25 protein-coding genes and 1 pseudogene are annotated in these 25,668 nt (G+C 53.1%); 9 read left to right on the top strand and 17 right to left on the bottom strand.

Going from position 1 to position 25,668, the window contains the following annotated elements:
• Positions 1 to 48: 48 nt before the first annotated feature.
• On the bottom strand, positions 49 to 1,200 hold the full coding sequence (locus AC3G2T_RS05905; protein ID WP_488434849.1) for a THUMP domain-containing class I SAM-dependent RNA methyltransferase: 1,152 nt from the start codon (positions 1,198 to 1,200) through the stop codon (positions 49 to 51).
• A 206-nt stretch (positions 1,201 to 1,406) separates the two neighbouring features.
• On the opposite strand from AC3G2T_RS05905, the gene AC3G2T_RS05900 reads away from it, so the two are divergent.
• Positions 1,407 to 2,042: an O-methyltransferase gene (locus AC3G2T_RS05900; protein ID WP_488434848.1), complete on the top strand. Its 636-nt coding sequence runs from the start codon at positions 1,407 to 1,409 to the stop codon at positions 2,040 to 2,042.
• A gap of 86 nt (positions 2,043 to 2,128) precedes the next feature.
• Here the strand turns inward: AC3G2T_RS05900 and AC3G2T_RS05895 are convergent, their stop codons facing one another.
• Positions 2,129 to 2,335, bottom strand: coding sequence for a hypothetical protein (locus tag AC3G2T_RS05895; RefSeq protein WP_488434847.1), 207 nt, complete (start codon positions 2,333 to 2,335; stop codon positions 2,129 to 2,131).
• A 53-nt stretch (positions 2,336 to 2,388) separates the two neighbouring features.
• Positions 2,389 to 3,603, bottom strand: coding sequence for an MFS transporter (locus tag AC3G2T_RS05890; RefSeq protein WP_488434846.1), 1,215 nt, complete (start codon positions 3,601 to 3,603; stop codon positions 2,389 to 2,391).
• 126 nt (positions 3,604 to 3,729) lie between these two features.
• Between AC3G2T_RS05890 and AC3G2T_RS05885 the strand changes: the two genes are divergently transcribed.
• A complete protein-coding gene (locus AC3G2T_RS05885) occupies positions 3,730 to 4,305 on the top strand; it encodes a spore coat protein (RefSeq protein ID WP_474679468.1) in 576 nt (191 codons plus the stop codon).
• A 66-nt stretch (positions 4,306 to 4,371) separates the two neighbouring features.
• Here AC3G2T_RS05885 and AC3G2T_RS05880 read toward each other — a convergent pair whose 3' ends face one another.
• Positions 4,372 to 5,172, bottom strand: coding sequence for a metallophosphoesterase family protein (locus AC3G2T_RS05880; RefSeq protein ID WP_474679467.1), 801 nt, complete (start codon positions 5,170 to 5,172; stop codon positions 4,372 to 4,374).
• Positions 5,173 to 5,324: 152 nt separating this feature from the next.
• Between AC3G2T_RS05880 and AC3G2T_RS05875 the strand changes: the two genes are divergently transcribed.
• Together AC3G2T_RS05875 and AC3G2T_RS05870 are read left to right on the top strand one after the other, a co-directional pair.
• Positions 5,325 to 6,614, top strand: coding sequence for a CapA family protein (locus AC3G2T_RS05875; RefSeq protein WP_488434845.1), 1,290 nt, complete (start codon positions 5,325 to 5,327; stop codon positions 6,612 to 6,614).
• Between the two features lie 17 nt (positions 6,615 to 6,631).
• Positions 6,632 to 7,264, top strand: a complete 633-nt coding sequence (locus AC3G2T_RS05870; protein WP_488434844.1) for a fumarylacetoacetate hydrolase family protein — start codon at positions 6,632 to 6,634, stop codon at positions 7,262 to 7,264.
• A 197-nt stretch (positions 7,265 to 7,461) separates the two neighbouring features.
• Here AC3G2T_RS05870 and AC3G2T_RS05865 read toward each other — a convergent pair whose 3' ends face one another.
• Positions 7,462 to 7,704, bottom strand: a complete 243-nt coding sequence (locus tag AC3G2T_RS05865; protein WP_488434843.1) for a hypothetical protein — start codon at positions 7,702 to 7,704, stop codon at positions 7,462 to 7,464.
• Positions 7,705 to 8,078: 374 nt separating this feature from the next.
• A complete protein-coding gene (locus AC3G2T_RS05860) occupies positions 8,079 to 9,263 on the bottom strand; it encodes an HD domain-containing phosphohydrolase (protein WP_474679464.1) in 1,185 nt (394 codons plus the stop codon).
• A gap of 199 nt (positions 9,264 to 9,462) precedes the next feature.
• Between AC3G2T_RS05860 and AC3G2T_RS05855 the strand changes: the two genes are divergently transcribed.
• Positions 9,463 to 10,302 (top strand): DUF92 domain-containing protein, encoded by an 840-nt coding sequence (locus tag AC3G2T_RS05855; RefSeq protein ID WP_474679463.1) that lies wholly within the window; start codon positions 9,463 to 9,465, stop codon positions 10,300 to 10,302.
• A gap of 261 nt (positions 10,303 to 10,563) precedes the next feature.
• Here AC3G2T_RS05855 and AC3G2T_RS05850 read toward each other — a convergent pair whose 3' ends face one another.
• From AC3G2T_RS05850 to AC3G2T_RS05830, 5 genes and pseudogenes are all read right to left on the bottom strand, one after another.
• Positions 10,564 to 10,890, bottom strand: coding sequence for a LapA family protein (locus AC3G2T_RS05850; protein WP_474679462.1), 327 nt, complete (start codon positions 10,888 to 10,890; stop codon positions 10,564 to 10,566).
• Positions 10,891 to 10,953: 63 nt separating this feature from the next.
• On the bottom strand, positions 10,954 to 12,744 hold the full coding sequence (gene pepF, locus AC3G2T_RS05845) for an oligoendopeptidase F (RefSeq protein ID WP_488434842.1): 1,791 nt from the start codon (positions 12,742 to 12,744) through the stop codon (positions 10,954 to 10,956).
• A 251-nt stretch (positions 12,745 to 12,995) separates the two neighbouring features.
• Positions 12,996 to 13,178 (bottom strand): hypothetical protein, encoded by a 183-nt coding sequence (locus AC3G2T_RS05840; RefSeq protein ID WP_474679460.1) that lies wholly within the window; start codon positions 13,176 to 13,178, stop codon positions 12,996 to 12,998.
• A gap of 452 nt (positions 13,179 to 13,630) precedes the next feature.
• A pseudogene (locus AC3G2T_RS05835) lies at positions 13,631 to 14,269 on the bottom strand (TerC family protein); the annotation flags it as partial.
• A gap of 324 nt (positions 14,270 to 14,593) precedes the next feature.
• Positions 14,594 to 14,827, bottom strand: a complete 234-nt coding sequence (locus tag AC3G2T_RS05830) for a hypothetical protein (RefSeq protein WP_474679459.1) — start codon at positions 14,825 to 14,827, stop codon at positions 14,594 to 14,596.
• Between the two features lie 182 nt (positions 14,828 to 15,009).
• Here AC3G2T_RS05830 and AC3G2T_RS05825 point away from each other — a divergent pair, with 182 nt between their 5' ends.
• From AC3G2T_RS05825 to AC3G2T_RS05810, 4 genes are all read left to right on the top strand, one after another.
• Positions 15,010 to 15,726 (top strand): class I SAM-dependent methyltransferase, encoded by a 717-nt coding sequence (locus tag AC3G2T_RS05825; protein WP_488434841.1) that lies wholly within the window; start codon positions 15,010 to 15,012, stop codon positions 15,724 to 15,726.
• Positions 15,727 to 15,854: 128 nt separating this feature from the next.
• Positions 15,855 to 16,052: a cold shock domain-containing protein gene (locus AC3G2T_RS05820; protein WP_188174947.1), complete on the top strand. Its 198-nt coding sequence runs from the start codon at positions 15,855 to 15,857 to the stop codon at positions 16,050 to 16,052.
• A 312-nt stretch (positions 16,053 to 16,364) separates the two neighbouring features.
• Positions 16,365 to 18,305 carry an alginate lyase family protein gene (locus tag AC3G2T_RS05815; RefSeq protein ID WP_488434840.1) on the top strand — a complete coding sequence of 647 codons (1,941 nt, stop codon included), beginning with the start codon at positions 16,365 to 16,367 and terminating at the stop codon, positions 18,303 to 18,305.
• Positions 18,306 to 18,429: 124 nt separating this feature from the next.
• Positions 18,430 to 18,687 (top strand): hypothetical protein, encoded by a 258-nt coding sequence (locus AC3G2T_RS05810; protein ID WP_488434839.1) that lies wholly within the window; start codon positions 18,430 to 18,432, stop codon positions 18,685 to 18,687.
• 459 nt (positions 18,688 to 19,146) lie between these two features.
• Here AC3G2T_RS05810 and AC3G2T_RS05805 read toward each other — a convergent pair whose 3' ends face one another.
• The 6 genes from AC3G2T_RS05805 to AC3G2T_RS05780 all read right to left on the bottom strand — a co-directional run bounded on the left by AC3G2T_RS05805 (position 19,147) and on the right by AC3G2T_RS05780 (position 25,612).
• Positions 19,147 to 19,794, bottom strand: coding sequence for a nitroreductase family protein (locus AC3G2T_RS05805; protein ID WP_488434838.1), 648 nt, complete (start codon positions 19,792 to 19,794; stop codon positions 19,147 to 19,149).
• Between the two features lie 67 nt (positions 19,795 to 19,861).
• The gene (locus AC3G2T_RS05800; protein WP_474679455.1) at positions 19,862 to 20,953 is read right to left on the bottom strand and encodes an efflux RND transporter periplasmic adaptor subunit; all 1,092 of its coding nucleotides are present in this window, start codon (positions 20,951 to 20,953) and stop codon (positions 19,862 to 19,864) included.
• Positions 20,954 to 20,974: 21 nt separating this feature from the next.
• Positions 20,975 to 22,330: an ABC transporter permease gene (locus AC3G2T_RS05795; protein WP_488434837.1), complete on the bottom strand. Its 1,356-nt coding sequence runs from the start codon at positions 22,328 to 22,330 to the stop codon at positions 20,975 to 20,977.
• Positions 22,327 to 23,016 (bottom strand): ABC transporter ATP-binding protein, encoded by a 690-nt coding sequence (locus AC3G2T_RS05790; protein ID WP_474679453.1) that lies wholly within the window; start codon positions 23,014 to 23,016, stop codon positions 22,327 to 22,329. Before AC3G2T_RS05790 ends, AC3G2T_RS05795 begins: the two co-directional genes overlap by 4 nt.
• Before the next feature lie 50 nt (positions 23,017 to 23,066).
• Positions 23,067 to 24,257, bottom strand: a complete 1,191-nt coding sequence (locus AC3G2T_RS05785) for an MFS transporter (RefSeq protein ID WP_488434836.1) — start codon at positions 24,255 to 24,257, stop codon at positions 23,067 to 23,069.
• On the bottom strand, positions 24,254 to 25,612 hold the full coding sequence (locus AC3G2T_RS05780; protein WP_474679451.1) for a multi antimicrobial extrusion protein MatE: 1,359 nt from the start codon (positions 25,610 to 25,612) through the stop codon (positions 24,254 to 24,256). Before AC3G2T_RS05780 ends, AC3G2T_RS05785 begins: the two co-directional genes overlap by 4 nt.
• Positions 25,613 to 25,668: the final 56 nt, after the last annotated feature.

The following is a 25,668-nucleotide window of genomic DNA, read 5'->3' as shown; positions in this document are numbered from 1 at the left end:
TGGAGGCGTCTTTTTGCAAGCGCCGGCTTGCATCGTGTCCGGCGGCGGTTACAACGATCCGGCGGGTTTTCGCGGCGGTAGCGGCCCCAGATACTGGAACAGGTTGCACTCGATCCGGCCGTTGAACAGCTTGCGCTTTTTGTCGGCGCGGCGGCTCATGTAGTGCTCGAGCTGCTGGCTCGGGCTCAGCACGAACACGCTCCACGTGGGCAGCTGCCCCGTGATCGAGCCGAGCTGGCGCAGCGCCAGCTCGACTTCTTTCGGATCACCAAGCCTCTCCCCGTAGGGAGGGTTGGTGATCACGCAGCCATAGTCGCCGCGCGGGCGGGCTTTGGCCACAGGCTCCACGCGCAAGCGGAGCTCCTTGGCCAGCCCGGCCGCCTTGGCGGCGGCCAGGGCGACATCGATGGCTGCGCCGTCGATGTCGCTGCCGACGATGTCCAGCGGGACATCGTCGCGGACAGCGTCGTAGGCCTCGTCGCGGGCCTGCTCCCACAGCTCGGGCGGGACGATGTCCCACGCCTCGCTGGGAAAGCTGCGCCTGAGGCCCGGCGCAATGTTCCACCCGATCATCGCAGCCTCGATCGGGATCGTACCCGACCCGCAGAACGGGTCGTAGAGCGGCCGCTCAGGCCGCCAGCGGCTCAGCAGCACCATCGCTGCAGCCATCGTCTCCTTGAGCGGCGCCTCGGTCACAAGCTTGCGGTAGCCGCGCTTGTGGAGGCTGGGGCCGGTCGTGTCGATAGTCAGCGTCGCCACGTCGTTCAGCAGCGCGACCTCGATCACGTAGCGCGCGCCGGTTTCGGGAAACCATTCGGTGCCGTAGCGCTGCTTCATTTTTTCCACGACCGCTTTTTTCACGATTCCTTGGCAGGCGGGCACGCTGGAAAGCTGGGATTTATGCGAGCGGCCTTCGACCGGAAACTCCGCGTCGCCGGGGATGAAATCCGGCCAAGGCAGCGCTTTGGTGCCTTCGAACAGCTCGTCAAAGGTGAGCGCGGGAAATTGGCCCATCAGCACGAGAATGCGGTCGGCGGTGCGCAGCCACAGATTGGCCCGGCAAATCGCGAGCGCGTCTCCCTTGAACAGCACGCGGCCGTTTTCGACCGTCACCTCGTTATAGCCGAGATCACGGACTTCCCGTGCGACAATGGCTTCAAGCCCCATCGGGCAAGTGGCAATAAGTTGTAGTTGTGACATGCGGTTATTCCTTTCTATTCTTGAATGCCGGCCTCAGGTCTGCCGTGCGGAGCTGCAAACGGACAGATTCGGGGGGCAAGTTGTATATCGGCTGAAAAACTCATACAATTATCAAGTATAGGGCAAACGGTACATACTTACAAACGCAAAAAATGCATGTACGGCGGGAAGTGAGACTCGCTGCTTGCAAAAAGGAGGACCACCCAATGGAAACGAATGCAGCCGAACATTACATGGAGGCTTTGTACGAAGAAGATGCGCAGCTGGAGCGGGTAAAAGAGGGAATCCGTTCGCACAATATGCCTGAAATCTCGATCGCTCCGGGTTACGGAAGACTGCTTACCATGCTGGTCAAAATTACCGGTGCAAAGCGCGTGCTGGAAATCGGGGCGCTGGGAGGATACAGCGGCATTTGCTTGGCCAGAGGCTTGGGAGCTGACGGAAAGCTCGTTTCTTTGGAGCTGAAGCAGGAGTTTGCGGATGTGGCGAAGCGGCATGTCGAAGAGGCGGGTTTTGGCGGGCAGGTGGAATATCGGATCGGCGAGGCGCTGCACCATTTGGCGCAGCTGCGCGAGGAAGGCTCTCGGTTTGATTTTTTCTTTATCGATGCGGATAAGGTCAATTATCCGAACTATTTGGAGCAGGCGATTGCGCTTGCGAACCCGGGGGCGATTATTGCCGGCGACAATACGCTGATGCGCGGCAAAGTGGTCAATCCGAACGAGAACAAAACTTCCGTTCAGGCGATGCGCGAGTTCAACCGGCTGATCGCTTCGGACCCGCGTTTGGAGAGTACGATTTTGCCTGCTTATGACGGCCTGGCTCTGGCAATGGTTAAATGAGATAAGCCTTCATCGAAATTTATCGAACAAAAAAAGCACCTTTTGGCAGCAATGGAACTTCCACTGCAAGAGGCGCTTTTTTCATTTTAAGACGCTTGTTTCATTTCTGTATCGGTTTGGTCGTTCGGACTCCATGGTTCGATTTTTGTAAAATTGGGAGCGGGTTGCCGGGTTGCGACGGGTTTGACAGACGGCAGCTTTTTCGTCTGAACCCCGCCGAGGCTGTTCCAGTAAACCATCAGCAGTTCCGCGAAAAGTACAATAAATACGATTTTTCGCCAGTTCAGCTTCATTGACGGCTTCCTTTCTAAAATATACAGTCAATTCATTTTACCATAATGTGGAATCAAAGGCTATCGTTTTTTAAGCTTTTTTGCGTACTGTAGAGCGTTTTATACACCCACAAAGCATTCAGGAACAGCACGATTGCCGAAGCGATGAAAATTTCGCGGATATTCAGCAGCCCGGAGAGCGCGCCGCCTATCACCGGACCCGTCATATTGCCGAGGCTTAAGGCGCTTGTATTGAAGCTGTAGGAGCGGCTTTCCATGCCGTCGGGCGTATACTTGCGGATAAGCGCATTGACGGTCGGGAGCAGGCCGCCCATGAAAATGCCGAGCCCGAACCGTGCGGCAAACAGCTGCCATACATTGTGCACGATCGCTTGCGGTACGAAGAGAACGGCTGCTCCGACAAGGCATATGGCCAAAATGCGTTCCGGACCGATCCGGTCCGACAGCTTGCCGAGCACCGGCGAGGCGACCATGTTGGAAAAGCCGGTGATGGAGCTGACCAATCCGGCGAAGAAGGCCAGCCCTTCCGTTTGTCCGTGCAGCTCTGCAACGAATAAAGGCATAAGCGGCATCGTGCTGAGCATGGCGAATTGAATGACGAAGGTGACGGCGTAAAGGGCGGGCAGCTGTTTGATATGTTTGAGCTGTCCGAAGCCTTGGATAACGGAAACTTTCGGCTTGGCGGAAGCGCTCTTGGCGTCGAATTTTTCTTTCACCAGCCAGGATGTCAACAGCGAAGCGGCAAAAAGCAAAATCCCGGTTATATAAAAAATGTATCTGTAGCCGATCCACTCCGCCAGCAGCCCGCCAATGAACGGTCCCAGAATCGTTCCTGCGACGGCCCCGGATTGCAAAGTTCCCATGGCGAAGCCCATTTTATCTTTGGGCGTATTGGTGGACATCAGCGCGACGGCGGCCGGCGCATACCCGGAGATCGTTCCGTTCAGCATCCGCAAAATCAACAGCTGCCAGGCGCTGGTGGCAAAGCCCATCAAAGTCATGACGACGGCCATGCCGAAGCCCGAACGGAGCAGCATGACCTTGCGGCCGTAACGGTCCGCCAAACCGCCCCAAATCGGTTGGAACAGGAACGAGGTGACAAAATTGCCCGCAAAAATAATGCCGGCCCAAGTCGCCACCTGGTGCGGGTCCTGCATCCCCATTTCCTGCAAATACAGAGGGAGGAACGGCATAATCATCGTCATTCCGCCCATAACCAAAAATTGACCTAGCCAAAGCACGGTTAAATTGACTTGCCAGCGAACCATAAAAATCCCTCTTTTCAAGCTGTAATTGTGACTGAGCATGTATATAATTTCCAAATTGTGGGGAAGTTACGGTTGGCGATTATTCGTCCCTTAGAAACTACCCCAACTCAAAGGAGAAATCAAATTATGCCGTTCGGTGCGCATGAAGCTGTTGAAGTTCATGAAATTTTGTGTGAAAAAATCAATACGATCAATCATTTCTCGCTGTATGCAGAGCAGGCTCAGCATCCGCAGGTCCGCAATCTGATCCAGAACCATTTGCAATCGGAGATCCAGCACTACGATCAATTGGTCGCCTATACGCACGACTACAGTGCGGCTAACCGTCAGGGCGGCGCAGCGCAGGGCATGCAGGCTTTCGGCGGCGCCACGCCCCAGCAGATCCAGTACGGGCTGCATCAACCGGCGCAGACGGCCCCCGGCATGCAGGGGCGGTTGAACGATCAGCAGATTTTGAGCGCGGTGCTCGTCTGCCATAAAAACTGCGCCAAAAACGGCATGCAGGCATCGCTCGAATGCGCCGACCCGAACGTGCGGCAAATGCTGCTGAATGGGGCGATTGCAGCGAATCAGCACGCATACGACACGTTCCTGCTGATGAATCAGCAGGGTCAGTACCAGGTGCCGACGATGAACGACCATACGGCCAAAACGCTGCTGCATACGTTTCAGCCTGTCCAGCAGCAGGCGGGCTACATGTAGACTGCTTTTGCATAAAGCATAAAACCCATCAGACTCCTGCCGGCAGCGGAAGTCCGATGGGTTATTTCATTTGTCGACGTCCTTATGAACCAAGGCTGTGGAGAGCTCAAGCTCGTATCTCCGCACGCCCGGCATCTCCGCCGCATAGGCTAGCCGCACAGCACGTTCGATATCGTAGGGTACTCTTATAAACTGTATGGAAAATCCGGCGGCGCTGCCCGTTTGCTCGTCCGATCCGCTTCCCTGGCCTTCTACGACCGCATAGCTGGCCTGCGGTATGCCGTCATAGGGGCATCCCACGCTGCCGATATTGAACAGCAGCAGCCCATCATCCGTCCGTCCGGCGGATTGTTCCTCGGAAGGGTTTTTCATCGTCAGCAAATACGGTACGTGGATATCTCCGTAACCGACGATGTCCGGCGTTCTGGAACCGGACGGAGCTCCGGTCGCTTCCGTATTTTGAAACATGGCCAGACGCTCTTCCTTGGACGATTTCCGCTTTACTCTGTGAAAGATGTTCTTCGAGGAAGCGTGGAACAGACGCAGCAGCTTGCCGCTTAACGGCAGGTCAACGGAAAAAGGCAGCTGCTCCAAATATGCGAGCCGCTGAGCGCCCAGTTGGCGCTGCTGCCACAGCCCGATTTCCGAATCCTGCGTATACGTGATGCCGAGGTCCCAATTCCCCTGAATGACTGTCTCACATGTTTCCCGGATGCGGTCAACCACGTCCGCCGAGTCCGGTCCCTTGCCTACAAGATCCCCGAGACAAATGATTCTGTTGATGCCGCGCTTTTCGATATCGCTCAGTACGGCTTCCAGTGCAGGCATATTTCCGTGAATATCCGATACGATCGCAATTTTTTCCAAGTGTCCTGTTTCCTTTCCGCTTATCCGTTCTGATCGATTCCACTCTTTCTGTTATAACATATCGGAGCGCCGATGTGGTAGTGCAAGCTGTTGTCGGTACCCAGAGCGGGTTTGTTCTGATATAATTTGTAATGGGAAAGGAGAATGCTCATTTGATACCCAGATCTGAACGTCACCGTAAACAAAAGCAGCGGCCGTCGGAACGCAAACCGATACCGATGAAAATGATCGCCGGATTAACGCTCGCAGCTGTGGCTTGTTTGGCTGTCGGCGTAGGTGCGGCCTACATCACCTCGCGAACGTCTCACGAGCAGCAATTGGAAGCGGCTTCTACGCCTGTGAGTACGGCTGCGCCACGAACTGCTGCCGATACGGCGGCAAGCGCAGCGCCGAAAGCGCAGCCTGCGCAGAAGGCCGATGTCGCATCTCCGCCTCCTGCGGCTTCCGCTGCTCCTTCTGCCGCCGCCTCCGCCAAGCCGGACGATTCTTCGGCAGGCTCGGTTGTAAAGCTCGCCTTCGTCGGCGATGTGATGATGGCCGGCAATGTGGAAGAGATTTTAAAGCAAAATGGCTATAATTATCCATATACGAACGTAAAGGACTATTTGAGCAAAGCCGATTATACGATTGCCAATCTGGAAACGCCCGTTACGACCCGAGGCACCGCTCAGTCCAAAGATTTCGTATACCGGTCGTCTCCGGACGCGCTCCCTGCGCTTAAGGATTCGGGCGTCGACCTCGTCAACTTGGCGAACAACCACGTCATGGATTACGGGCAAGAAGGCTTGCTCGACACACTGGAAGCGTTGGACCAGACAGGCTTGAAGCGCGTCGGAGCGGGCAAAAACGCAGAGGAAGCATACGCGCCGGTCATTGTCGAAAAGCAGGGAATGAAAATCGCATTTCTCGGTTTTAGCCGTGTCGTTCCGGAGGCTTCATGGAAAGCCGGGCCCGATCATGCGGGCGTCGCTGAAACCTACAGCTACACGCTACCTGTGGAAGCCATTCAGAAGGCCAAGGAACAGGCGGATCTGGTCGTCGTCGTCGCGCATTGGGGCGTAGAACGGGCGGACAACCCGGACAAAAATCAAAAGGATCTGGCCCATCGCTACATCGATGCCGGGGCCGATCTGGTCGTCGGCAGCCACCCGCACGTTATGCAGGGCTTTGAGAATTACAATGGCAAGTGGATCGCTTACAGCTTGGGCAATTTTGTTTTTACGACCAACGATATTTCAAAAACGTGGGAAACCGCGATTCTTGAAGCGTCTTGCTCCAAAGACAAGCAGTGCGACGTCCATTTGGTGCCGGTGCTTACGAAAGGCGCGCTGCCCACTCCGATGAATGCCATGGACGGGGCCAAGCTGTTCGAGCGGCTTACGCAAATATCGAAGACGCTGCGAACCAAAGTTGACGAGCAGGGCAATGTGATCCAAAAATAGAAAGAGGAGCATGCAAGATGAAAAATACGGTCCGCAATGTATACTGTGTCGGGCGCAATTATGTAGCGCACGCAGCTGAGCTGGGCAACGACATTCCCGATCAGCCGATGATTTTTACGAAGCCGACGCATGCTTTGGTCGAACTGTCCGCAGGCGAAGTTCAGCTTCCTGGCAATCAAGGGGAAATTCATTACGAGGCGGAATTGGTCATACATATCGGCAAGCCGTACGTGCAGGGGATCACCGTGGACGAGCTTGTGGACGGTTACGCTTTGGGCATCGATTTTACACTTCGAGACGTACAGAGCGTGATCAAGAAAAAAGGAGCCCCATGGCTGCCTGCAAAAGGGTTCCTCGGATCTGCGCCGATCAGCGAATTCAGACCGTTTCCGGGAGTCGGCGCGTTGCGGGAAACGAATTTCCAGCTTCGGATCAACGGCAGCACCGTGCAAAACGGCAATATAAACAGAATGATTTTCGATCTGCAAACGATCGTCGATTTCATCGCCCGGAACTTCGGGCTCGGAGAGGGCGACATTATTTACACAGGCACGCCGGAGGGCGTCGGCCCCGTACATAACGGCGACCGCCTGGAGCTGCTGTGGGGAGAAGAATCGTTCGGCGCCATTACAGTAACGACAGAGGAATAGAGTCCGATTGCAATTTGGCGGAAGGGCTTGGGCTCGGGGACGCGGATGCAGCGGCATTTTGGAGACTTTCGAATCACTCAGAGCGGCAAAACGGCAAAATTTTCGTGATTCGACAATCGACGGTCTCAATACCACCGCTGCAGTCTGTCCATCGATCCGGACCACCACCGGCTGGGGCTCCACATCGTTGATAACGTTTAGAAAGCCTGCTGGGGTTCCACATCATTGATAAGGTTTAGAAAGCTTGCTGGGGTTCCCACATCGCTGATAAGGTTTAGGAAGTCTGCTGTGCCCCCCACATTTCTGATAACGTTTAGAAAGCCTGTTGGGGCTCCCACATCACTAATAATGTTCAAAAAGCCTGCAAAAGTGCAGGCTTTTTCGGCGATATCGCTTCGTTTTAGGGTAAAGCCTGCAAAAGTGCAGGAATTTTCCACCATAGGGCGGCTAAACCTTAAGTGTTGGCTGAAAACCTGCAGATTTGCAGGAATTTCCCGAATGCGGGGCATCAAGCGGCAAAAAGATGTATTTTTGCAGGTTTTTTCGCGCGTTGACGCGCATACACCGGCTCCGCCAGGCGGCGGGCGGCTTTTTCAACACGCTGACTTTTGCAGTCTTTTCTGCGACGCACCGCGCGTAGCGCCCAGCGCGTAGTACTGCACTGCGTGAATTCAGCTGTTCCACGATGCCAAGTAGAAGCAGATTCGTCAGCTCTCGGCGACCGAGTTGTTTTTCGCGCGTTTCCGGGCTGCCAGGTGCTGCCAAGCCGCATACGTGTGCGCACGGGACCTGACTTGGCGCGCCGCCACCGCGATTAATCCGATCCGTTAACCGGATTGGTGTCCGAATAAAGAGCGCGGATATGCAAAATGGAAGGCAGCTGCTCGAATAAAACGTCTACGAGCCGCGGATCGAAATGTTTGCCGCGCTCCTCTTTAAACAGGTTTAAAATCTGCTCCAAATCCCACGCTTTTTTGTAGACCCTTTCGCTCCCCAAAGCGTCGAAGACGTCCGCAACCGCGGTAATTCTGCCGTAGATGTGAATGTCCTCGCCCTTCAACCCTTGCGGATAACCGGCTCCGTTCCATTTTTCGTGATGCTCGTAAGCGACGATCGCAGCCGTTTGCAAAATAGGCCGCTTGGAGTTTCTCAGCAGGTTATAGCCGATGTTAGTGTGCGATTGCATGATCTTGAACTCTTCGTCCGTCAGCTTGCCCGGTTTTTTGAGCACCTCGTCCGGGATGGCCACTTTGCCGATGTCGTGCATCGGGGATGCCATTTTCAGCAGCTCGGCTTCAAGCGTGCTCATTCCGAGCCCCTGCGCGAGAATATAGGAATATTCCGCGACCCGCTTGACATGGTTGCCCGTTTCTTTGGAACGGCTTTCGCCGATTTCGCCCATCGTGAAAATGATTTCCTTTTGCGTCTCCTCGATTTCGTGCGCAAGCAGCGCAGATTCCAGGGATTTGCCGGCGTACGAGGCGGCGAGCGTCAAATATTCCATGTCTTTATCGGAAAATTGCTCGCTGGGCGTCAGCTTGTTGATCGCCTGGTAAGCGCCCATAATCTCGCCATCGTTATTCCGGAAAGGGATAACCATAAGCGCTTTGGTCCGGTACCCCGTTTGTTTGTCCGTACGCAGGGCGCCGTTCACAAGAAATTGTTTGTATTCTTCGTTCGTATAAGCATCGTCGATGAATACCGCTTTGCCGTATGTAACCGCGTAGCCGACGAGTCCCGCCGTTCCGGGAACGCGAATTTCGTCGACGCCGTGGGCGACTTTGGACCACAGCTCATCTTTATTTTTATCGAGAAGCCATACCGTACAGCGGTCGGAGACGATCATCTCACGGCCCATATCCGCCATCAGCATCAGCATATTGTCCAGGCTTCTTTCGTTCGCTATTTTGGCCGCATAATCAAAAATAACGCGGAGCATCTCCTGCGGCTCCAAATCTCTTTTCAAACGGCTTCCCGAATCGAATCGTTCGTGTTCCATGGTGACCTCCTTGCCATCCCCTTCGTCGTCTAACATATATTCCTCATAGGGCAGCGAACTTCCTGCCGTCGTTTCAATAAGTTTGGAAAGATTTTGTCGAATAAAAGGTTGCGCTCTCTTGGCATGCAGAATGATGAGCGCGTATGCTACAATGTGTGTAAATGAATTAATGGATATTGAAAATAAAGGAGATTCGCACATGATTGTGGAGTGGGCGTTGGGGCTTGCCGGCAGCTTTGTTATAGCGGGGGCGGCTTACTGGAAGCGTTCCTTGTCCGCCTCCGGCTTCCTGGCTGCGGTTGCGCTCGGAACCGTAATGTATGCGCTCGGGAACGCGGCGTGGTTTGGGACGCTGATCGCATTTTTCCTCTCTTCCACGCTGCTGTCCAAGCTGAAGCGGGCCCGCAAAGCAGCGGCAGAGAGCGGCTATGCCAAAAGCGGCCGCAGAGACGCCGGGCAGGTTGCGGCCAACGGAGGGCTGGGCTTGCTGCTTTGCATGGCAAACGCGATTTGGCCTGATCCGATGTGGTGGGCTTTGTTCGTCGGTGTGATGGCGACCGTTAACGCCGATACTTGGGCGACGGAAATCGGAGGGTTAAGCCGTGCACGGCCGCGCTCGATCATTACCGGCAAACGGGTTGCGGCAGGCACTTCGGGCGGCATTACAGGACTTGGGCTGGGCGCTTCCGTATTGGGAGGCTTGTTCATTGGGGCGGTTGCCGCGCTGTTGGCGGGATTCGGCGAACCGTTCGGCGGGCAGCATCACTTGTTGGGCGGCCGCGCAAGTCCGCTGCTGGCTTTGTCGGGGATTGGCGCTGTCTCCGGGCTGCTCGGTTCGCTAGCTGACTCTTGGCTTGGTGCAGTACTGCAGGTGATGTATCGCTGCACCGTCTGCGGACAAGTCATGGAAAAACATATCCACTGCGAGCGAAAAGCCGATCATGCCCGCGGCATACGCTGGATGACGAACGATGCTGTGAATGCCATCAGTTCGTTAGCTGGAGGAGCCGTTTCTCTGGTGTTATTTGCGCTATGGTGAAGGTGCGATATTTATTCGTCCTTGCGGGAGTAGGCTTTATTCAGGACCCAGATGAGCAGGCCCAGCATCCCTAATACGATTAGAATAGATACGACAATGACGGCAGTCATGAGTTTCCTCGCTTTCCAAAAGTGGGCATCGTTCCTTTGTACATTGTAATTCACGCATACAAACAAAACAACCCTATTTTCCGCATCCGGAGGCAGGGTTGTTTGTGTTCGGAGGTCTGTCCGATGAACTCCGCGTCCGTCGGGCAGACTCCTAATGAATCGTCGGACTGGCGCTTTCCGGCAGCGCTTGTTCCGGCAGTGCTTCTCCCGCTGCGGGTGCGGCTGCAATCGCCGTGCTTTCCAGCAACTGCTTCTCCAACTGCTTGACTTTCCGCTGCAGCTTGTATTGGCGGATGATGCCGAACAGGCCGACGATAAAGCCGCCAAGCAGAGTGGACGTTAAAATAACAATGATCAAAGGTACGCTCGTCTGGGCGAACAAAAAGTTCACTTCGACCGAACCTACATTGATTACGGCAAAAATAGCCGTAATAAGGGCAAAAATGAGCATGCAAATCAGTACCCACTGCGTTTTCATCGGCTTCTCTTCCTCTCCGTAGAGAAAAAGGCTGAAAGCTGCTGCCTTCAACCTTTTTAATTATTATTTGGTCAGTTCTTCCATTTGATCGAGGAGGGAGCTGAATACGCTCATAGCCTGCTTGATCGGCTCCGGAGTCGACATATCGACGCCCGCGCGCTTCAAAATATTCAAGGAGTAGTCGCTGCCTCCGCTTTTCAGGAAACCGAGGTAGCGATCTACGGCAGGCTGCCCTTCATCCAAAATTTGCTTGGCAAAGCTCGTCGCCGCAGAAAAGCCCGTCGCGTATTTGTATACGTAGAAGCTGTTATAGAAATGCGGGATGCGGGCCCATTCCATCTCGATGTCCTGATCGACGACCATGTCGCTGCCGTGATACAGCTTGTTGAGGCCGTAATAAATTTCGCTGAATTCCTGCGGAGTGAGCGATTCGCCTTGCTCCGCCTTATCGTGTGTAATCATTTCGAATTCGGCAAACATCGTCTGACGGAACACGGTCGTCCGGAACTGATCGGCATAATAGGTGAGCAGGTACAGCTTTTCCTTCGGATCGGTTACTTTTTTCAGCAAATAGTCCATCAGCAGCGCTTCGTTCAGCGTAGATGCGACTTCCGCGAGGAAAATCGTGTACTGCGCATAACGGTAAGCCTGGTTCTCATCCGACAGATACGAATGAATCGCGTGCCCCATCTCATGCGTCAATGTGAACATGCTGTTCAGGTTATCCTTATGATTCAGCAAAACGTAAGGATGCGTGCCGAATGCGCCCCAACTGTAAGCGCCGTTGCGTTTATTTTTGTTCTCGTACACGTCGATCCAATGGTTGTCGAAGCCGTCCTGCAGGATGCGCAAATAATTGTCGCCGAGCGGAGCCAGGCTTTTCATGATTTCTTCCTTCGCCTGCTGGTACGTGATGTCCATCTTGAACTCTTCGACCAGAGGGGCGAACAAGTCGTACATGTGCAGCTCATCGACTTTCAGCAGCTTTTTGCGCAGTTTCAGGTAACGGTGCAGCTGCGGCAGGGAGTCGTGGATCGTGCTGATCAGGTTCGTGTAAACTTCCTTCTTGATGTTGTCGCCAAACAAGGACGATTCCAGTACGGAAGGGTATTTGCGGGCTTTTGCGTAAAAAATGTTTTTATTGATGTTCGCGCTGAGCGTCGCGGCAATCGTGTTCTTTTGGCTGCGGTAGGTCGAGTATACGGCCTCAAAAGCGTTTTTTCGCACGTCGCGGTTGCGATTTTCCAGGAATTGGATGTAACTGCCGTGGGTCAGTTCGACTTCCTGGCCGTTTTCGTTTTTGATTTTCGGGAATTTCATATCCGCATTGTTCAGCATGCCAAAAATCGTGCTCGGCGCGCCGGCCATATTGCCCGCTTGGGCAAGCAGAGCTTCCTGCTCTTTGGAAAGCGTGTGCGGCTTTTGACGGATCATTTCATCGAGCGTGTCTTTGTAAAAAGCGAGGGCCGGATCATTGACCAGCTTTTTCAACTGATCTTCGCTTAAGCTTAAAATCTCCGGCGAAATGAACGAAAGCGCTTCTCCCACTTCGACGCTGATTTTTTTCGCTTTATCGGATAAAGCCTGATAGGTAGACTCTGCCGTATCTTCATGATGCTTCATGTTGGCGTATACGTACAGCCTTTCCGTCATTAAAGAAACTTCGTCTTCCAGCTCAAAGCATTGCTTCACAGCCGACGAATCGTTTAATTTGCCTTGGAAGGCGCTGATTTTGCCAAGAGAATCCTTCACTTTTTGAAATTCCTGATCCCAGGCCTGCTGATTAGGGAATAAATCCTCCAAATTCCATCGGTGCTCGGCCGGCACATTTTTACGTTCCAGTACTTGATTCATCGGAGCCCTCCTGTCCTTATGTAAAAAATGGGGTAAATCCAGAGCATAAGCGGGTGAATCGGCTGCAGGCACGGCGCCCAAAAGGAGCCCCACGGCCGCAGTCACACAAATCCAGCGCATAGCGGTCACGCTCCCGGGATAGTTCCACCTTCGGGATTGCCTTACGCAAATTCCCATAAGATGGTTTTCACCTAGTATGACCGTTAGCCTATGTAAATATGATTATAAGAAAAAGCTGGAAAGATGTAAATTTACATGCCGACGCCAAAAAAACTTAGCATGATGAGCACGAACGATGCGGACACCATGACGATCGCAAGCAGCGCCAGGGCTCTTTTCATCCGGGCCGGCAGCGTATCTTTTGTCATAATCAATATAATCGCCAGGCAGAAGGAAACGATCACAAAAGTGAGGATCGAGCCTGATTCGGTCATAAGGAATCATCCTTGTCTGTAATTGGAATGTAATAAGGATATCTTTTCCTTAAAGTATGTTCGCTGTCCGCAGGCAAATTCCTTTTTCAGCCCGGTGATATGAGCAGCACGGAGCAACACGTCAAGCCCATGGGGGCGGCGGAGGCTTGCTCAAGACGCAGCGGATTCCATTAAAGGCCGCTTCTCGCCGGACAGCCTCAGCCGTTTTGAGAGAAGCAAAAGGTTGACAGCAGGACCGAGGGGGCTGTTATGTTCTAGCCCGCATGCGGCATGCCGTCTTCGGGTTCTTGGACGGAGCCGGTTTTGACGAGCACCAGCTTGCCGCGGGCGTCCATTTTTACCGTGAACCGGTCTTCCGCCTCGATCTGGGCTTGTTCGCTCAATTCTTTCGGCAGCTTGAGCTGTCCGCGGTCTCCCACTTCAACGAGATAGCCAGCCACCTTGGACCATTTCCCGGCGGCAAGCACCGCAGCGATCAGAAGTGCGATGAGCAGCCATTTGCTGAGCGGATTCGCTGCAAAATACGGGGCGAGGAACGATTCGCCGGTAATCATTTTGCCGGCTGTCAAGGCGAGCACGCCGGAACCGATGTATATGATGGACGGATATTTTTCAACCCAGGTGATGAACAATGTGCTGCCCCAGACGACGATCGGGACGCTGACCAAGAGTCCGATAACGACAAGGGCGAAGCTGCCGTGAGCGGCTCCGGCGACGGCGATGACATTGTCCAGCCCCATGACGGCGTCCGCTATAATGATCGTGCGAATGGCCGCCCATATGCTATCTTTGGCTTTGATGTCTTCATGATTTTTTTTGTCGGCAAGCAGCTTGTAGGCGATCCACAGCAACACGATTCCTCCGGCCAGCAGCAGGCCGGGAATTTTCAACAGGCTTACGACGGCGAGGGTTGCCAGAGCGCGAATGGCGACTGCGCCGACGGTTCCCCAAATAATCACTTTTTTCTGCGTTTCTTTCTTCAGATTGCGGGCGACCATACCGATGACGATGGCGTTGTCCCCCGCGAGCACCAAGTCAATGAGGACGATGCTGATTAATGAGGTCAAAAATCCGACTGACAACCAATCCATACGAAACACTCCTTTGAAAGTTTTGAGAATAACTCGTCTGCCGACGCTTTCTCTGATGAAAATAAATAGAGCCCAGCACCACGGATCTGGTGAAGGCTCTTCTTCCATCAAAAAAAGACCTTTACCAGATAAATGGCAAAGGTCTTGCTAACAACGTGAACGTTGCCAATAAAGCCGGGGTTTGATGAGAACCCGAATTGACGACTTTACTGTAGCAGCTACTCCCCTTTGGAGTGGAAACTATGAATTTATACGCTCATTATAAAAGGAAGACAAGCCTGAAGTCAAGGCATTTTTTTCCGTAAAAGGAATCGGCCCGGACAGTTACACTTCCTCAAACGCCTTCATGATAGCGTCCCATTCTTCCTCCGTACCGTCAAACCGCTCTTTCGCAAACCGTTCTTTGGCCCAATGCATCATGGCGGGTCTGCCGATAAAGGTATGGCATTCTTCCCCCCATTGATCGGAAATTTCCGTGAGGACGATTTTGGTCCCTTGAACTTCGACATTCATCATGTTCCATTTATCTTTCTTGTATATCGTATGTTTTTTTATCATGACCCTGCTCCCTAATCGTATAAGTTGATGCCATCATACCTTAAGGCGGTTGCGAAATCAAGAATTGCGGCTTGCAAGAGCGCGGAAAGGATGATAAAATCCTTCCAAGCCCTTCCATAGAGGGAGGAGTGGAGCAGTCAGTCGAGATGAGTTGAGTTGAGCAGAGCAGAGGAGAGATGAATATGCAAGAGCGCAATTATTATGAGCAGACAGGGGTTGCTGTGACCTCGCGCTCGTACGCGGAGTACGAGAAGATGTTCGGCTTGGAAACGGAGCAGTTGCGGGGCAAACGCGTCCTGGATGTGTCCGGAGGGGCTTCGTCATTTACTGCGGAGTCCGGGGGGCTGGGAATTTTGTCGGAAGCGGCAGATCCCATGTACGCCGAGCCCCTTGAAGCGATCGCAGCTGTCGGAAGAGATGAAGTTCACACGGTTGCGGCCAAAATGGCAAAGCTCATTGACGTTTACAACTGGGACTATTACGGGTCTGTTGAAAAGCATAAGGCAATCCGGGAGAAAGCGCTTGAGCTTTTTCTCGCCGACTACGCGGATCCGGCAGCCAGAGCCAAGTATCGCGCGGCAATGCTGCCGCAGCTTCCTTTTGAGGACGGGGCATTCGATCTTGTGCTGTGCAGCCATTTTTTATTTTTGTATGAAGCGCAGTTCGATTTCGCGTTTCACCTAGCCGCGGTCAAAGAGCTGGTTCGCGTGTGCAAGCCCGGAGGCGAAGTGCGCATTTATCCGCTGTTGAATTTTCAGACCAAAGAATACGGCAGGATGGAAGAACTCATGGCGGAGCTTGCGCAAGCAGGGTGCGATGTCCGGCGAAAGCCGTCTTACCTTCCCTTTTTACCGAATTCAACGCACCTTTTGTCGATCGTCAAACCTGCGGCCGTATAAGTACAAACTGTAGATAAAACAAACATTTTTGTTGGATCAGACTCGGTTTGCAAGTTGATTTATAAAACCGATGGTGATATAATTATGGTATTCGTCACAGATGGCGATATTTTTAGGAGGTTGTTCACTTGAAAGGTACAGTAAAATGGTTCAACGCAGAAAAAGGCTACGGATTCATTCAAGTTGACGGTGGAGACGATGTATTCGTACATTTCTCCGCTATCCAAGGCGAAGGATTCAAAACTTTAGAAGAAGGCCAAGAAGTTGAGTTCGATATTACTCAAGGAAACCGTGGTCCTCAAGCAGCTAACGTCACCAAATTATAAGATTAATGGGGTATCCCACTTATAAATAGTGTCATAGCACAAACAATAAAGACAGTTCTCGGGTTTTCCCGGGGCTGTCTTTTTTGAGCCGTCAGAGTGTTCTCTGGCGGTTCTTTTCGTTTGCGCCCGTATGGCATAATTAAGCCGAATAACCCATCCTGAAAAATCGGATTGCCGCTCCTGCCTGTTCCATTCATTCCTTTATAATGAAAATCAAGCTATCCGGACAAGCGGATGGCCCATGGATTGTAATATTTTGGATGAACTTGTACTTTGGCCTGACCAATTTTCCGGAAGAGGATGGAGAGCGGCATGAGAAATTTTTATTTGACTTTAGAAGAGCTGCAGGCTGCAGCGGAGTTGTATGGAACCCGATTTCCGCTGCTTGCGGCCGAAACGCTGGAGTATGCGGAAGAAGCTTGCCGCAACCGCTTTAAGGTGCCGTTCACCATGGTGGCGGATCGTTTTGTCGATATGGGCGATCCCGTAGATTGGCTGCACAATCCTACGGCGGATCTTGAGTTCACATGGGAGCTCAATCGCCATTGGTATATGAAAAAGTTGGGGATCGCCTACTTGCTGACCGGCGATGAGCGGTATGTCCGTACATTTATGAGACATATCCGCTCTTGGCGCAAGCAAAATCCGGTTCCCGCAGGATTAAGCTATGAGGTGGCGACTTATTTTCAGCAGCCTGGGCCGTGGAGGCTTTTGGAGGTGGGGCTTCGCGTGCAGTCCTGGATTTGGGCCGCCAAGCTGATGGAGGGCAGCGAAGCGATGACCCAAGATTTTCGGGACGAGCTGCAACAGGGGTTAAGCGAGCATGCCGCTTATTTGACCCGTTATTGGGGCAGCACGGAGATCAATCATGCGACGATGCATATGCAGGGCTTGTTCATGATCGGAACGTTTTGCCATGAGCATCCGGATGCCCCGTCCTGGCGGCAAATTGCGATGGAGCGGCTTGAGCTGTGCATCCTTCATCAATTCGGCAACGACGGGATTCAGAAGGAGCTGACCACGCATTATCATAACGGCAGCATCAGCATGCTGGGCACGCCTTTTTTGCTGGCGCAGCGCACGGGTTACCCGGTAAGTGAATGGTATGCAGAAAAGCTGGGCAAAATGGGGGATTTTACCGAAGCACTCATACGCCCTGATTTGGCTTCTACAGCTGCAGGGGATTCGGACTGGATCGGTTATGCGGCGGAGGAACTTGGGTTTCTGGGCGTACTGCTTGAGGAGGAACGGTTCATCCGGATGGGACGGTGCGGCGAGGAACTGCTTTGGTTGATCGGGGCCGACAAGTTTACGGAGCTTGAGCAAAAGTTCGCCCATTCGGCACCCGGTACGGAATCGAAGGCGTTTCCCGAGACAGGTTACTATGTGATGAAAAACGAGCGGAACTACTTGTTTTTCGACGCGGCTTCCATGGGTGGCGCACACGGTCATGCCGATGTGCTTGCTTTTGAATGGATGTGGAAGCAGTGTCTCTGGTTCGTCGATCCGGGGCGCTATACGTATGAAGAAGGTTATTGGCGGCATTATTTCAAAAGCACGAGGGCTCATAATACGGTGACGGTGGACGGTGAGGACCAAACGCCTTATCTGGCCACGCAGCAATGGGGAAGCCCTGCGGCAGAGCCGATGCTGCATCGTTGGGCGGAGACGGAGCATTATCATTTGATCGATGCTTCGCATAACGGGTACGAGCGTTTGGCGGCGCCGGTTCGCCACCGCAGATGGCTGCTGCTAGGCAAACGATCGGACGTGCTGATCGTCGTCGATTGGCTGGAAGGCGAGGGCGAGCACCGTATCGAGCAGAGGTTCCAGCTTCATCCCGAAGCGCGCCTGCACATCGGGGACGACGCCAACAGCGCCGAAATTACGGACACGCTGTCCAAAGCGCGCCTGCAAATCGGCTGGACTGCAGCGGCCGCCGGCGGCTCGCAGGGAGCCGGTTTTGCTGCTTGCGCCGAGGAGGGGTGGATTTCCGAATGTTACGGTTCCAAAACAAGCTCGACAGTACTTTCCTTCAATGGGACGATGAAGAGAGATTTGGCGATAGCGGCCGTATTCATCCCGGCGGCGGAGGGCGAGGAGGAACGAGCCGTCAAGCTTCAGGCTTGTCAAGTGGATCAAGCGGGCAAAGAAGTGACGGTTCACCTGCTGAACGGAAGTGAATCCATTGTCATCCGGCTTGGGGAAGAAACCGTAGCGTGGCAGAACGGCGTTTTGCAATCAGAGTGTTGAGAAAATCGCAGGACACTCTGTTCGGTTAGCCGGTAGGAGGACTTTACTTTGAAGTAGGGGCCATAAAATAAGCGGTTCAGATAGACGAAAAACCTGCAAAGTGAGCGAAAGCGCAGGTTTTCGTATGAGCGATCCGTTTGGCGGAAAAGCCTGCGATTGTGCAGGCTGCCCAGAATCCCCAACGGCCACAATCCAGAGCTGGTTGCACAGGTTGCGCGAGGAAAACCTGCAAAAGTACAGTTTTTTTCTCGGCTGTTACGCTGGCCACGAAAAATTCCTGCAATTGTGCAGGCTTTTCGCCGTGGACTGGGGCTTAGGTTCATTTTCATCGAAAATTCCTGCACAATTGCAGGAATTTTCGATGAAAATGAACCCTTTTTAAGGAAAAAGCCTGCACTTTTGCAGGCTTTCTCGCTACCAAGTCGCCTTGTGTCCCCCCACATCAGCTACGCACCGTGCAGGAAAGGCGTTGGCTGGGGAAGAGTGGGTGTGCAGGTTTTCTACGCATGGTCAAGCGGATGTGCTGCCTCAAGTACGTGTTATGTGCTCGAGACCGACCGCCGTCATGCAGCAGCGAGCCGCGTACGGGGAGCTTCACGCACACACGGTGCGAAACAAGGGTCCGCATACCGTGTGGTCGACCGACCGCCGTCATGCAGCAGCGCGTCGCGTACGGGGAGCTTCACGCACACACTCGGTGCGAAACAAGGGTCCGCATGCCGTGTGGTCGACCGACCGCCGTCAAACAGCGCCGCACCGCAAACAGGGAGCTTCACTCGCACAATGCGGTGAAGCTCCCCGTTCGCGTTTTTCATGCTGTCGACGCTGAAGCCGGATCGGCTTAGTCGATGATTTGCAAAATCTCGTCGACTTCTTTTCGCGGCATTTTGCCTGGCTGCTCTTTGGGGTAGCCGAGCGAAATGACCATGTTGATTTGGAATTCCTGCGGAATATCCAAATAAGTATGAAGCTGCTCCTGTGCGAGCAGTACCGGCCCGGTCATCGGGCATGTAGCGAGCCCTTTGGCATGAGCGGCCAGCATGATATTCTGGGCAGCGAGGCAGGAGCTTTTGATGCCTTCCTCAGCCCACACTTCTTCGCCGACCAATGCGATCGGATCGAAAATTTTGTCGCGAAACTTGGACGCATACGGCGTGGCAAGGCAAATAATAAGAACAGGCGCGTCGGCAAACGCCGTAGCGTAAGGGCCGAAAGATCTGACCAGCATCCGGGCTTCGCGGCTCAGTCCTTTTTGCTCGGCTTCCGCCGCTTTGAGATGCAGCTGGTCCCAAGTGAGCTGCTCGATATGTTTGATCTTTTCTTTATTGCGAATCGCAATGAATTTCCATGTCTGCGAATTCGTATCGCTCGGCGCAAAGCGCGCGCAGTCAATTATTTCCCGGATATCGGAGACAGCGACCTCCTGGTCGGTAAAGTTCCGAATGCTCCGTCTTTCCACAACAATTTTCTTGAAATCATCATAGCTCATAAAAAGTGCAACCGCCTTTGAATTTTATTACTTGGTACTAAGACTATATCTTATTATAAGGCAGCAGCTACTGGAGCACAACCGTGTCGCCTTCGCCAAGCCCTTGCAGAACTTCCGTCTTCTCCGGCGTCTCCATGCCGATCGCGATGTCGCGCCGTTCGATTCCTTGCGCAGTTTGCAGCATGACGTAGTATGTATCTTTTTCCTGCTGGATGGCCAGCGTCGGTACTACGATAGCGCCGAGCTTTTTCTCGGTTTCAATCGTGCCTGACAAACTGAGCCCGGCGATCAACTGATCGTGAGGCTCCAGCGAAATCGTGACTTCGAACTGCGCCGAACCTGTGCCTTGATCGGTTCCGGATTTGGCGAACTTGGACACTTTTTCCACTTTTCCTTGCAGCTTCGTCTGCTTCAACGCGTCGACTTTCACTTGAACCGGCATGCCGGGTTTAATGCGAAACACATCAAACTCGCCGATCGTGCTCACAAGCTGCAGCTTGGTGATGTCGACGATTTTGCCGATGCGGACGCTTTCCTCGACCGACTGCGGGATTTTGGCCGAATCGTCGAACAGGAAAATGCCGTCTTCCGGGGCCATGAATGCCGCCTGCTTCACTTTCTCCAGCTTTTTGTTCAGTTGAAGCTGCGCCGATTCCGTGCTTACCGCGTTAAGCCGGTTTTGTATTTTGAGGCTTTCGGCGTCGGCGTAGCGCTGTCTGGCTTCAGCCTCGCTGACCGTAGAAGCTGCGGAAGCCGGGTCGCCGGAAGCTTTGAAGTTGGCGAGCTCCGACTCCAGCTGCTGTTTTTTGATGCTCGATTGCAGAGAGGAAATTTCGCTCAGGAGCGGCGTCGCGTCAAGCTCGAACATTTGCTCGCCCTTTTTTATCTGCGATCCCTCCGATACGTTCCAGGTTTTAATTTCGCCGGTAAAAGGCGCGTAGATTCGGGTTTCTTTCTGGTAAGAAGATTTCCCTTTTACTTCGATGCTGTTGCTCAAATCTTCTTTAGTCACCTTGAATTGCAGCTGAGTGCCGGCAGCGGCCTGGCCGGCTCCGCCGTTTGGCGCCGATCCGGGATGGCTGGATATGTATAAAAAGCCGCTGATCCCGCAGATCACGACGGCGGCGACGATCAGCGCGCCGATTTTCTTTTTTTTCATTGCGGTCATTCTCCTATTTTCCTATTCTCGTTTAATCGCAGTCAAAGCATCGGTCCGCGACGCCTTAACGGCAGGGTACAACCCGGAAAGAACCCCGGTCAAAATGGCGAAAAACATCCCCACAGGCAAAATCCAAAAATTGATAAACAAAATTTCCGCCTGTTCGGGCGATCCGCCGCTCTGGAATCTGATTATGATCAGATTGATCCCCCAGATGACCCAGTACGACAGCACGATGCCGACCGTGCCCCCAAGCATGCCGAGCAGAGACGACTCCACGATGAACATGTTGCGGATCTGCTTTAAGTTTGCTCCGAGCACTTTCATGATGCCGATCTGACGGCGTCGCTGGTGCGTAGACATTGTCATGGCGACAACGATGGAAATGGAGGCTACCAGCAGCACAAATAAGCCGACACCGGTCAAAAGCAGCCGGATGATCGCGAATTGGCCCTTCATGCGGTCTTCCTGGTACAAATTGGATTGGGTTTGCAGGCGCAGCTTCTTGATCAGATCTTCCACTTCTTTGACATTGGAGCTGCTGTCGACTTTTACCTTAACCTTGGAATAGGAGTAAGCGTTGCTCACGGAAGTTTTTCCGGTCATCTGCAAAATTTTGCGGCCCATTTCAGGCGAAACATAGGCCAACTTTTCGCCTAACAGCATGTAATCGGGCAGCCCTTCCGGTTTTTTCAGCACCCCGGCTACGCGCAATGGTATTTCGACGGCAGGTTTGGCGGCCGCTCCCGTATTGCCCTGGCTGTCGTTTTGGAAATTCGTATTTTTGATGACGATTTGCTTTTGATAAAGCGGGTACGGAATAGTCTCCATTTTTCTTATTGTATCGAACGTTTCCTGCGAAGGATTTTGCTGCAAAAGCTTAGCGCGGGCTTTTTGCGCTTTTTCATCCAAAACGCCAAGCGTGGCGCTGTAGCCCAGGATGATGCCGTTATCGCGGTCGGACACGCCGCCCTGTTGAAACTTGGCGTCAAAATCTTGCAGCGTATCGAGCTCCGTAGCGACGATTGTCAGATTCCAGCCCTGCTTGCCGTCATCGACCGTAAATTGAAACTGCTGCAAGTCCTGAAAGCTTGCCACCGATTTTACATGCGGAAACGTGCGGATCAGATCGAGCTTCGCTTTCGTAATTTTGGCCGGGCTGTTCGGATCGTCGGACTGGTCGGTAACCGTAATTTCGTCCGTTTTCAAATAATAGCTCATCTGTTTCTGGCTGTAATGCTGGATTGACTCGCCGAAAGCGAGGGCGACCATAATGGACGAGGACCCGATCGCGATGCCGACCGCGCACAGGGCGGTAACTACCTTGCGCCGCTGCAACTGATCCCAGCCGAGACGAACATAATCTTTCATTTTCATCCGTCCGCACCGTCCTGACCGTCCTCAATCATATACCCGTCGCGGAGCTGCAAAATGCGCTGCGTCCGGCTGGCGACCTCGTGCTCGTGCGTGACGATGACGAAAGTGATGCCCGAATCCCGGTTTAAGCGGATCAGCAGATCGATGATTTCCGTCTCCGTCTTCGTATCCAGATTGCCGGTAGGCTCGTCCGCAAATACGATCGCCGGACTCGTAATAAGCGACCGGGCGATACTGACGCGCTGCTGCTGGCCGCCGGACAACTGCGAAGGGAACAGCTCGGATTTGTCGCCGATGCCGACGTGATGCAGCAGTTCCATCGCTCTTTCTTTTCTGGCCTTGGGCGCGAAGCTTTGAAAGACAAGCGGAAGCTCGACATTTTCTCTCACGGTTAAATGCGGAATTAATTCATAAGATTGGAAAATAAAACCGATATGAGTTCTGCGGAATTCCGCCAAGCGGTTTTCGTTCATTCGCTCAATCGCTTGTCCGGCTATGAGAATGCTTCCTTTGGTCGGTTTCATCAGCCCTGCCATGAGATTCAGCAGCGTCGATTTGCCCGAGCCCGAACTGCCGAGAAGCGCAACCATTTCCCCTTTTTGCACCCGAAAGTTAAGCTCGTGAAGAACCGCCGTTTCCTCCATACCGGTCCGAAAGCTGTGAGACAACCGTTCAACGGCTAACACTTGATCAACCTCCTACGTGATTGGATGCCGGACGAATCCGGCCCCGGCACTTACTGCGAAGCCATGTTACCGTCAGAGGGGATGTTGTCGTTTTGCAGCAAATGCGTGCCCAGAAATCCGATTCCCGCCAAAAACGACATGCACGCTCCCGCGATATAAAGGGTGCTTCCGCCCCATTGCCCGAATATCCAGCCGCCGAACGTTCCGCTGATGATCCCTGCGACACTCGACCATGAAGTTGCAAAGATCGCCTGGCCGGAAGCGCGGTATTCGTCTGGGATTATTTGCTGCAAGTAGCGGATGGCCGTAAACAGAAAAATGCCGAATGTCAGGCTGTGAAGCACCTGTATGCCGATAATCCATGTCGGATTGTGCACAAAGCCCATCATCAGGAAGCGAATCGTATACACGATGCCCGCGAAAGCGAGCAGTGGCAGTTCCTTGAACCTGTGCCCGTGCTTGCTGAGAAAGAAGAAAACGGGAATTTCGCTCAGCGCCGACGCCGTCCATGCATAGCCGATAATCGAATCGGAAGCTCCGAGCTGCCGCATATACAGCGCCAAAAATCCGTCGTTAAAGCGATGCGCGACCGACATCACGACAATGAGCGTCAGGAACCAGACGAATCTTCGCGAACGGATGATGCGGACCATCCCGCCGAACTCCATCTTTTTGCCGTTTCTCCGGACATCTTTGAGCAGGATGGCAAGTACGAGAGAAGCGATGATCGTCATTACGCAGAGCGCAGGCATCAGGCCCGAACCGTAAGTTTTCAGCAGCAAACCGAAAAAGCACGCGGCAAAAGCAAACCCGATCGACCCCCATATCCGAAACGAAGCATAGCTTGCCCCGCTCGTTTGAACGTGAAGCATCAACTGGCTGTCGTTGAGAGAGTTCACAGGCTGCTGGAAAAAGAAAAACAAGGCCAGGCATACGTACAACAGCGCGAACCATTCCGAAGTGAAGACGAATACGGAGGCGAGAAGTTGTCCGACGATCAGAATGATCATGATTTTCTTGACGGTTTGATACTTGTCGCTCACGAATCCCCACAGCAGGTTGGCTGCGATGCCGATCATCGGGCCGATCGAATAGAGCACGCCGATCTGGATTTTGCTGTAGCCTTTATAATCGAAGTACAGCGGAAAAAACGTGACGACAATCCCCATCGTCATAAAGAAGGAAAACGTGAACAATTTTAACAGTAAATTATTGGACTTCATAGACATAGACGTAATCATAGACGCAAATCACTCGATTTCGTTAAAATATTTTTTTTGCCCAAGGGCGTATCGCCGGGAGCCGTTTTCTTGAGCATGTACAAAACGACCGCAAGCTCCGCCAGCATGCCGACGGACTGCGCCAAAGCGCCGATCACGCCGTTCCACTCCGGAGTGAACAATACCGCCGCGATCAAGGTCAGCACGGTAATGATTGCGTTGGCGGATTGGGAGGCGACCATAACTTTCGTCTGCCCCCTCAGCATAATAATCCCGTTCCCGTAATCCAGCCAGGGAAATACGAGCGTCATGATCATAAAAACGCGCAGCGCGCTAAGGCTTGCCTCCATCAGCTCGGCGTTAACCCCCATGATATGGGTCATAAACCAAGGCCCGAGAGGCGTGTAGCCAAGCACGGCAATTAACGAAGCGGGTATAAAGCTGAGCACGAGCGAAAACTGAAAAACGGTTGCCGGATCTTTTCGGTAAAAGTTCAACACAATTTGATGGATATAAGAAAAAAAGCTCATTACAAGCTGGCACAGACTGCTTGCAATGGCGAACGAGGCGATAGCCAAATGAATATGAGTCGTTTTCCCCAGCATCGCATTGATGGCGGGGCCGATAATGACGGCGATGCATGATGAATACAAGAGCGGTCTATAGAAGCCGAAAATTTGCTTCTTCGTTTCGATTTGATGCTGCGGCGCCTTCTCGGGTATTACTTTTTTCAGGAGGGAGCCGCCTTCCCAGATGCTGACCGCCGCTTCGATCATCATGCCGACGAGGAAAATGATGGCGCCGACCCGGCCGCTGGTCACTTGATCGGTGGCGATAAAATACAGCGACAGCAAGTACATGGCAAGCAGTCTGACCCCCATTCCGATCGTCAGCCATTTGGTCCGCATATTGAAAATGATGATGCCGTGAAACAAGCAGCGCAAGCCGGAGAAAATGCTCACATACATCAAAATCCGGTACACGCTGATGATAGGCCCGAGCAATTCGTTTTCGACCCCGAATAAATAAAGAAACACCCATTCCCCAATAGGTGTGTAGCAAATGAACAATCCGATTATAAGGATGCCGGCAAATACGTACGCGCTCACCGCACTCATGGCGCGGAACGAGACTCTGTCGCGCACCAGGGCCGAGCAGGTCTGTCTGAGCAGTACGACGGGCTTTTCCGTCAAGCCCAGCAGGCTCAAAGGCAGGGCATAACTGGCAATGATAAATTCCGGGTTGGCGGCTCTTGCCAGCGTGCTGTTAATGATGACGTGCGAAAGGGTAACGAGCGTTGCAGAAAGGCCGAGCGGCAAAAAAAAGAAGCTGAGCTGTTTCCATGTGACCGAATTGCTTTGCGACGTAGCTGACATCTTTGATCTCTCCTAACCATATGTTCCCTTTGTAAACGTTATTCTAGTATAGCAGA

It is taken from the genome of Paenibacillus sp. sgz302191 (genome assembly GCF_057749925.1).
Note: the sequence above shows the minus strand (reverse complement) of the source record. Positions and strands in the feature narration are given on the sequence as shown.

Excerpts from the sequence above, each read along its gene's own strand:
- AC3G2T_RS05905 (WP_488434849.1), bottom strand. The coding sequence starts at position 1,200 with ATGTCACAACTACAACTTATTGCCACTTGCCCGATGGGGCTTGAAGCC.
- AC3G2T_RS05900 (WP_488434848.1), top strand. The coding sequence starts at position 1,407 with ATGGAAACGAATGCAGCCGAACATTACATGGAGGCTTTGTACGAAGAA.
- AC3G2T_RS05895 (WP_488434847.1), bottom strand. The coding sequence starts at position 2,335 with ATGAAGCTGAACTGGCGAAAAATCGTATTTATTGTACTTTTCGCGGAA.
- AC3G2T_RS05890 (WP_488434846.1), bottom strand. The coding sequence starts at position 3,603 with ATGGTTCGCTGGCAAGTCAATTTAACCGTGCTTTGGCTAGGTCAATTT.
- AC3G2T_RS05885 (WP_474679468.1), top strand. The coding sequence starts at position 3,730 with ATGCCGTTCGGTGCGCATGAAGCTGTTGAAGTTCATGAAATTTTGTGT.
- AC3G2T_RS05870 (WP_488434844.1), top strand. The coding sequence starts at position 6,632 with ATGAAAAATACGGTCCGCAATGTATACTGTGTCGGGCGCAATTATGTA.
- AC3G2T_RS05865 (WP_488434843.1), bottom strand. The coding sequence starts at position 7,704 with ATGGTGGAAAATTCCTGCACTTTTGCAGGCTTTACCCTAAAACGAAGC.
- AC3G2T_RS05860 (WP_474679464.1), bottom strand. The coding sequence starts at position 9,263 with ATGGAACACGAACGATTCGATTCGGGAAGCCGTTTGAAAAGAGATTTG.
- AC3G2T_RS05855 (WP_474679463.1), top strand. The coding sequence starts at position 9,463 with ATGATTGTGGAGTGGGCGTTGGGGCTTGCCGGCAGCTTTGTTATAGCG.
- AC3G2T_RS05850 (WP_474679462.1), bottom strand. The coding sequence starts at position 10,890 with ATGAAAACGCAGTGGGTACTGATTTGCATGCTCATTTTTGCCCTTATT.
- pepF (WP_488434842.1), bottom strand. The coding sequence starts at position 12,744 with ATGAATCAAGTACTGGAACGTAAAAATGTGCCGGCCGAGCACCGATGG.
- AC3G2T_RS05840 (WP_474679460.1), bottom strand. The coding sequence starts at position 13,178 with ATGACCGAATCAGGCTCGATCCTCACTTTTGTGATCGTTTCCTTCTGC.
- AC3G2T_RS05830 (WP_474679459.1), bottom strand. The coding sequence starts at position 14,827 with ATGATAAAAAAACATACGATATACAAGAAAGATAAATGGAACATGATG.
- AC3G2T_RS05825 (WP_488434841.1), top strand. The coding sequence starts at position 15,010 with ATGCAAGAGCGCAATTATTATGAGCAGACAGGGGTTGCTGTGACCTCG.
- AC3G2T_RS05815 (WP_488434840.1), top strand. The coding sequence starts at position 16,365 with ATGAGAAATTTTTATTTGACTTTAGAAGAGCTGCAGGCTGCAGCGGAG.
- AC3G2T_RS05810 (WP_488434839.1), top strand. The coding sequence starts at position 18,430 with ATGAGCGATCCGTTTGGCGGAAAAGCCTGCGATTGTGCAGGCTGCCCA.
- AC3G2T_RS05805 (WP_488434838.1), bottom strand. The coding sequence starts at position 19,794 with ATGAGCTATGATGATTTCAAGAAAATTGTTGTGGAAAGACGGAGCATT.
- AC3G2T_RS05800 (WP_474679455.1), bottom strand. The coding sequence starts at position 20,953 with ATGAAAAAAAAGAAAATCGGCGCGCTGATCGTCGCCGCCGTCGTGATC.
- AC3G2T_RS05795 (WP_488434837.1), bottom strand. The coding sequence starts at position 22,330 with ATGAAAATGAAAGATTATGTTCGTCTCGGCTGGGATCAGTTGCAGCGG.
- AC3G2T_RS05785 (WP_488434836.1), bottom strand. The coding sequence starts at position 24,257 with ATGATTACGTCTATGTCTATGAAGTCCAATAATTTACTGTTAAAATTG.
- AC3G2T_RS05780 (WP_474679451.1), bottom strand. The coding sequence starts at position 25,612 with ATGTCAGCTACGTCGCAAAGCAATTCGGTCACATGGAAACAGCTCAGC.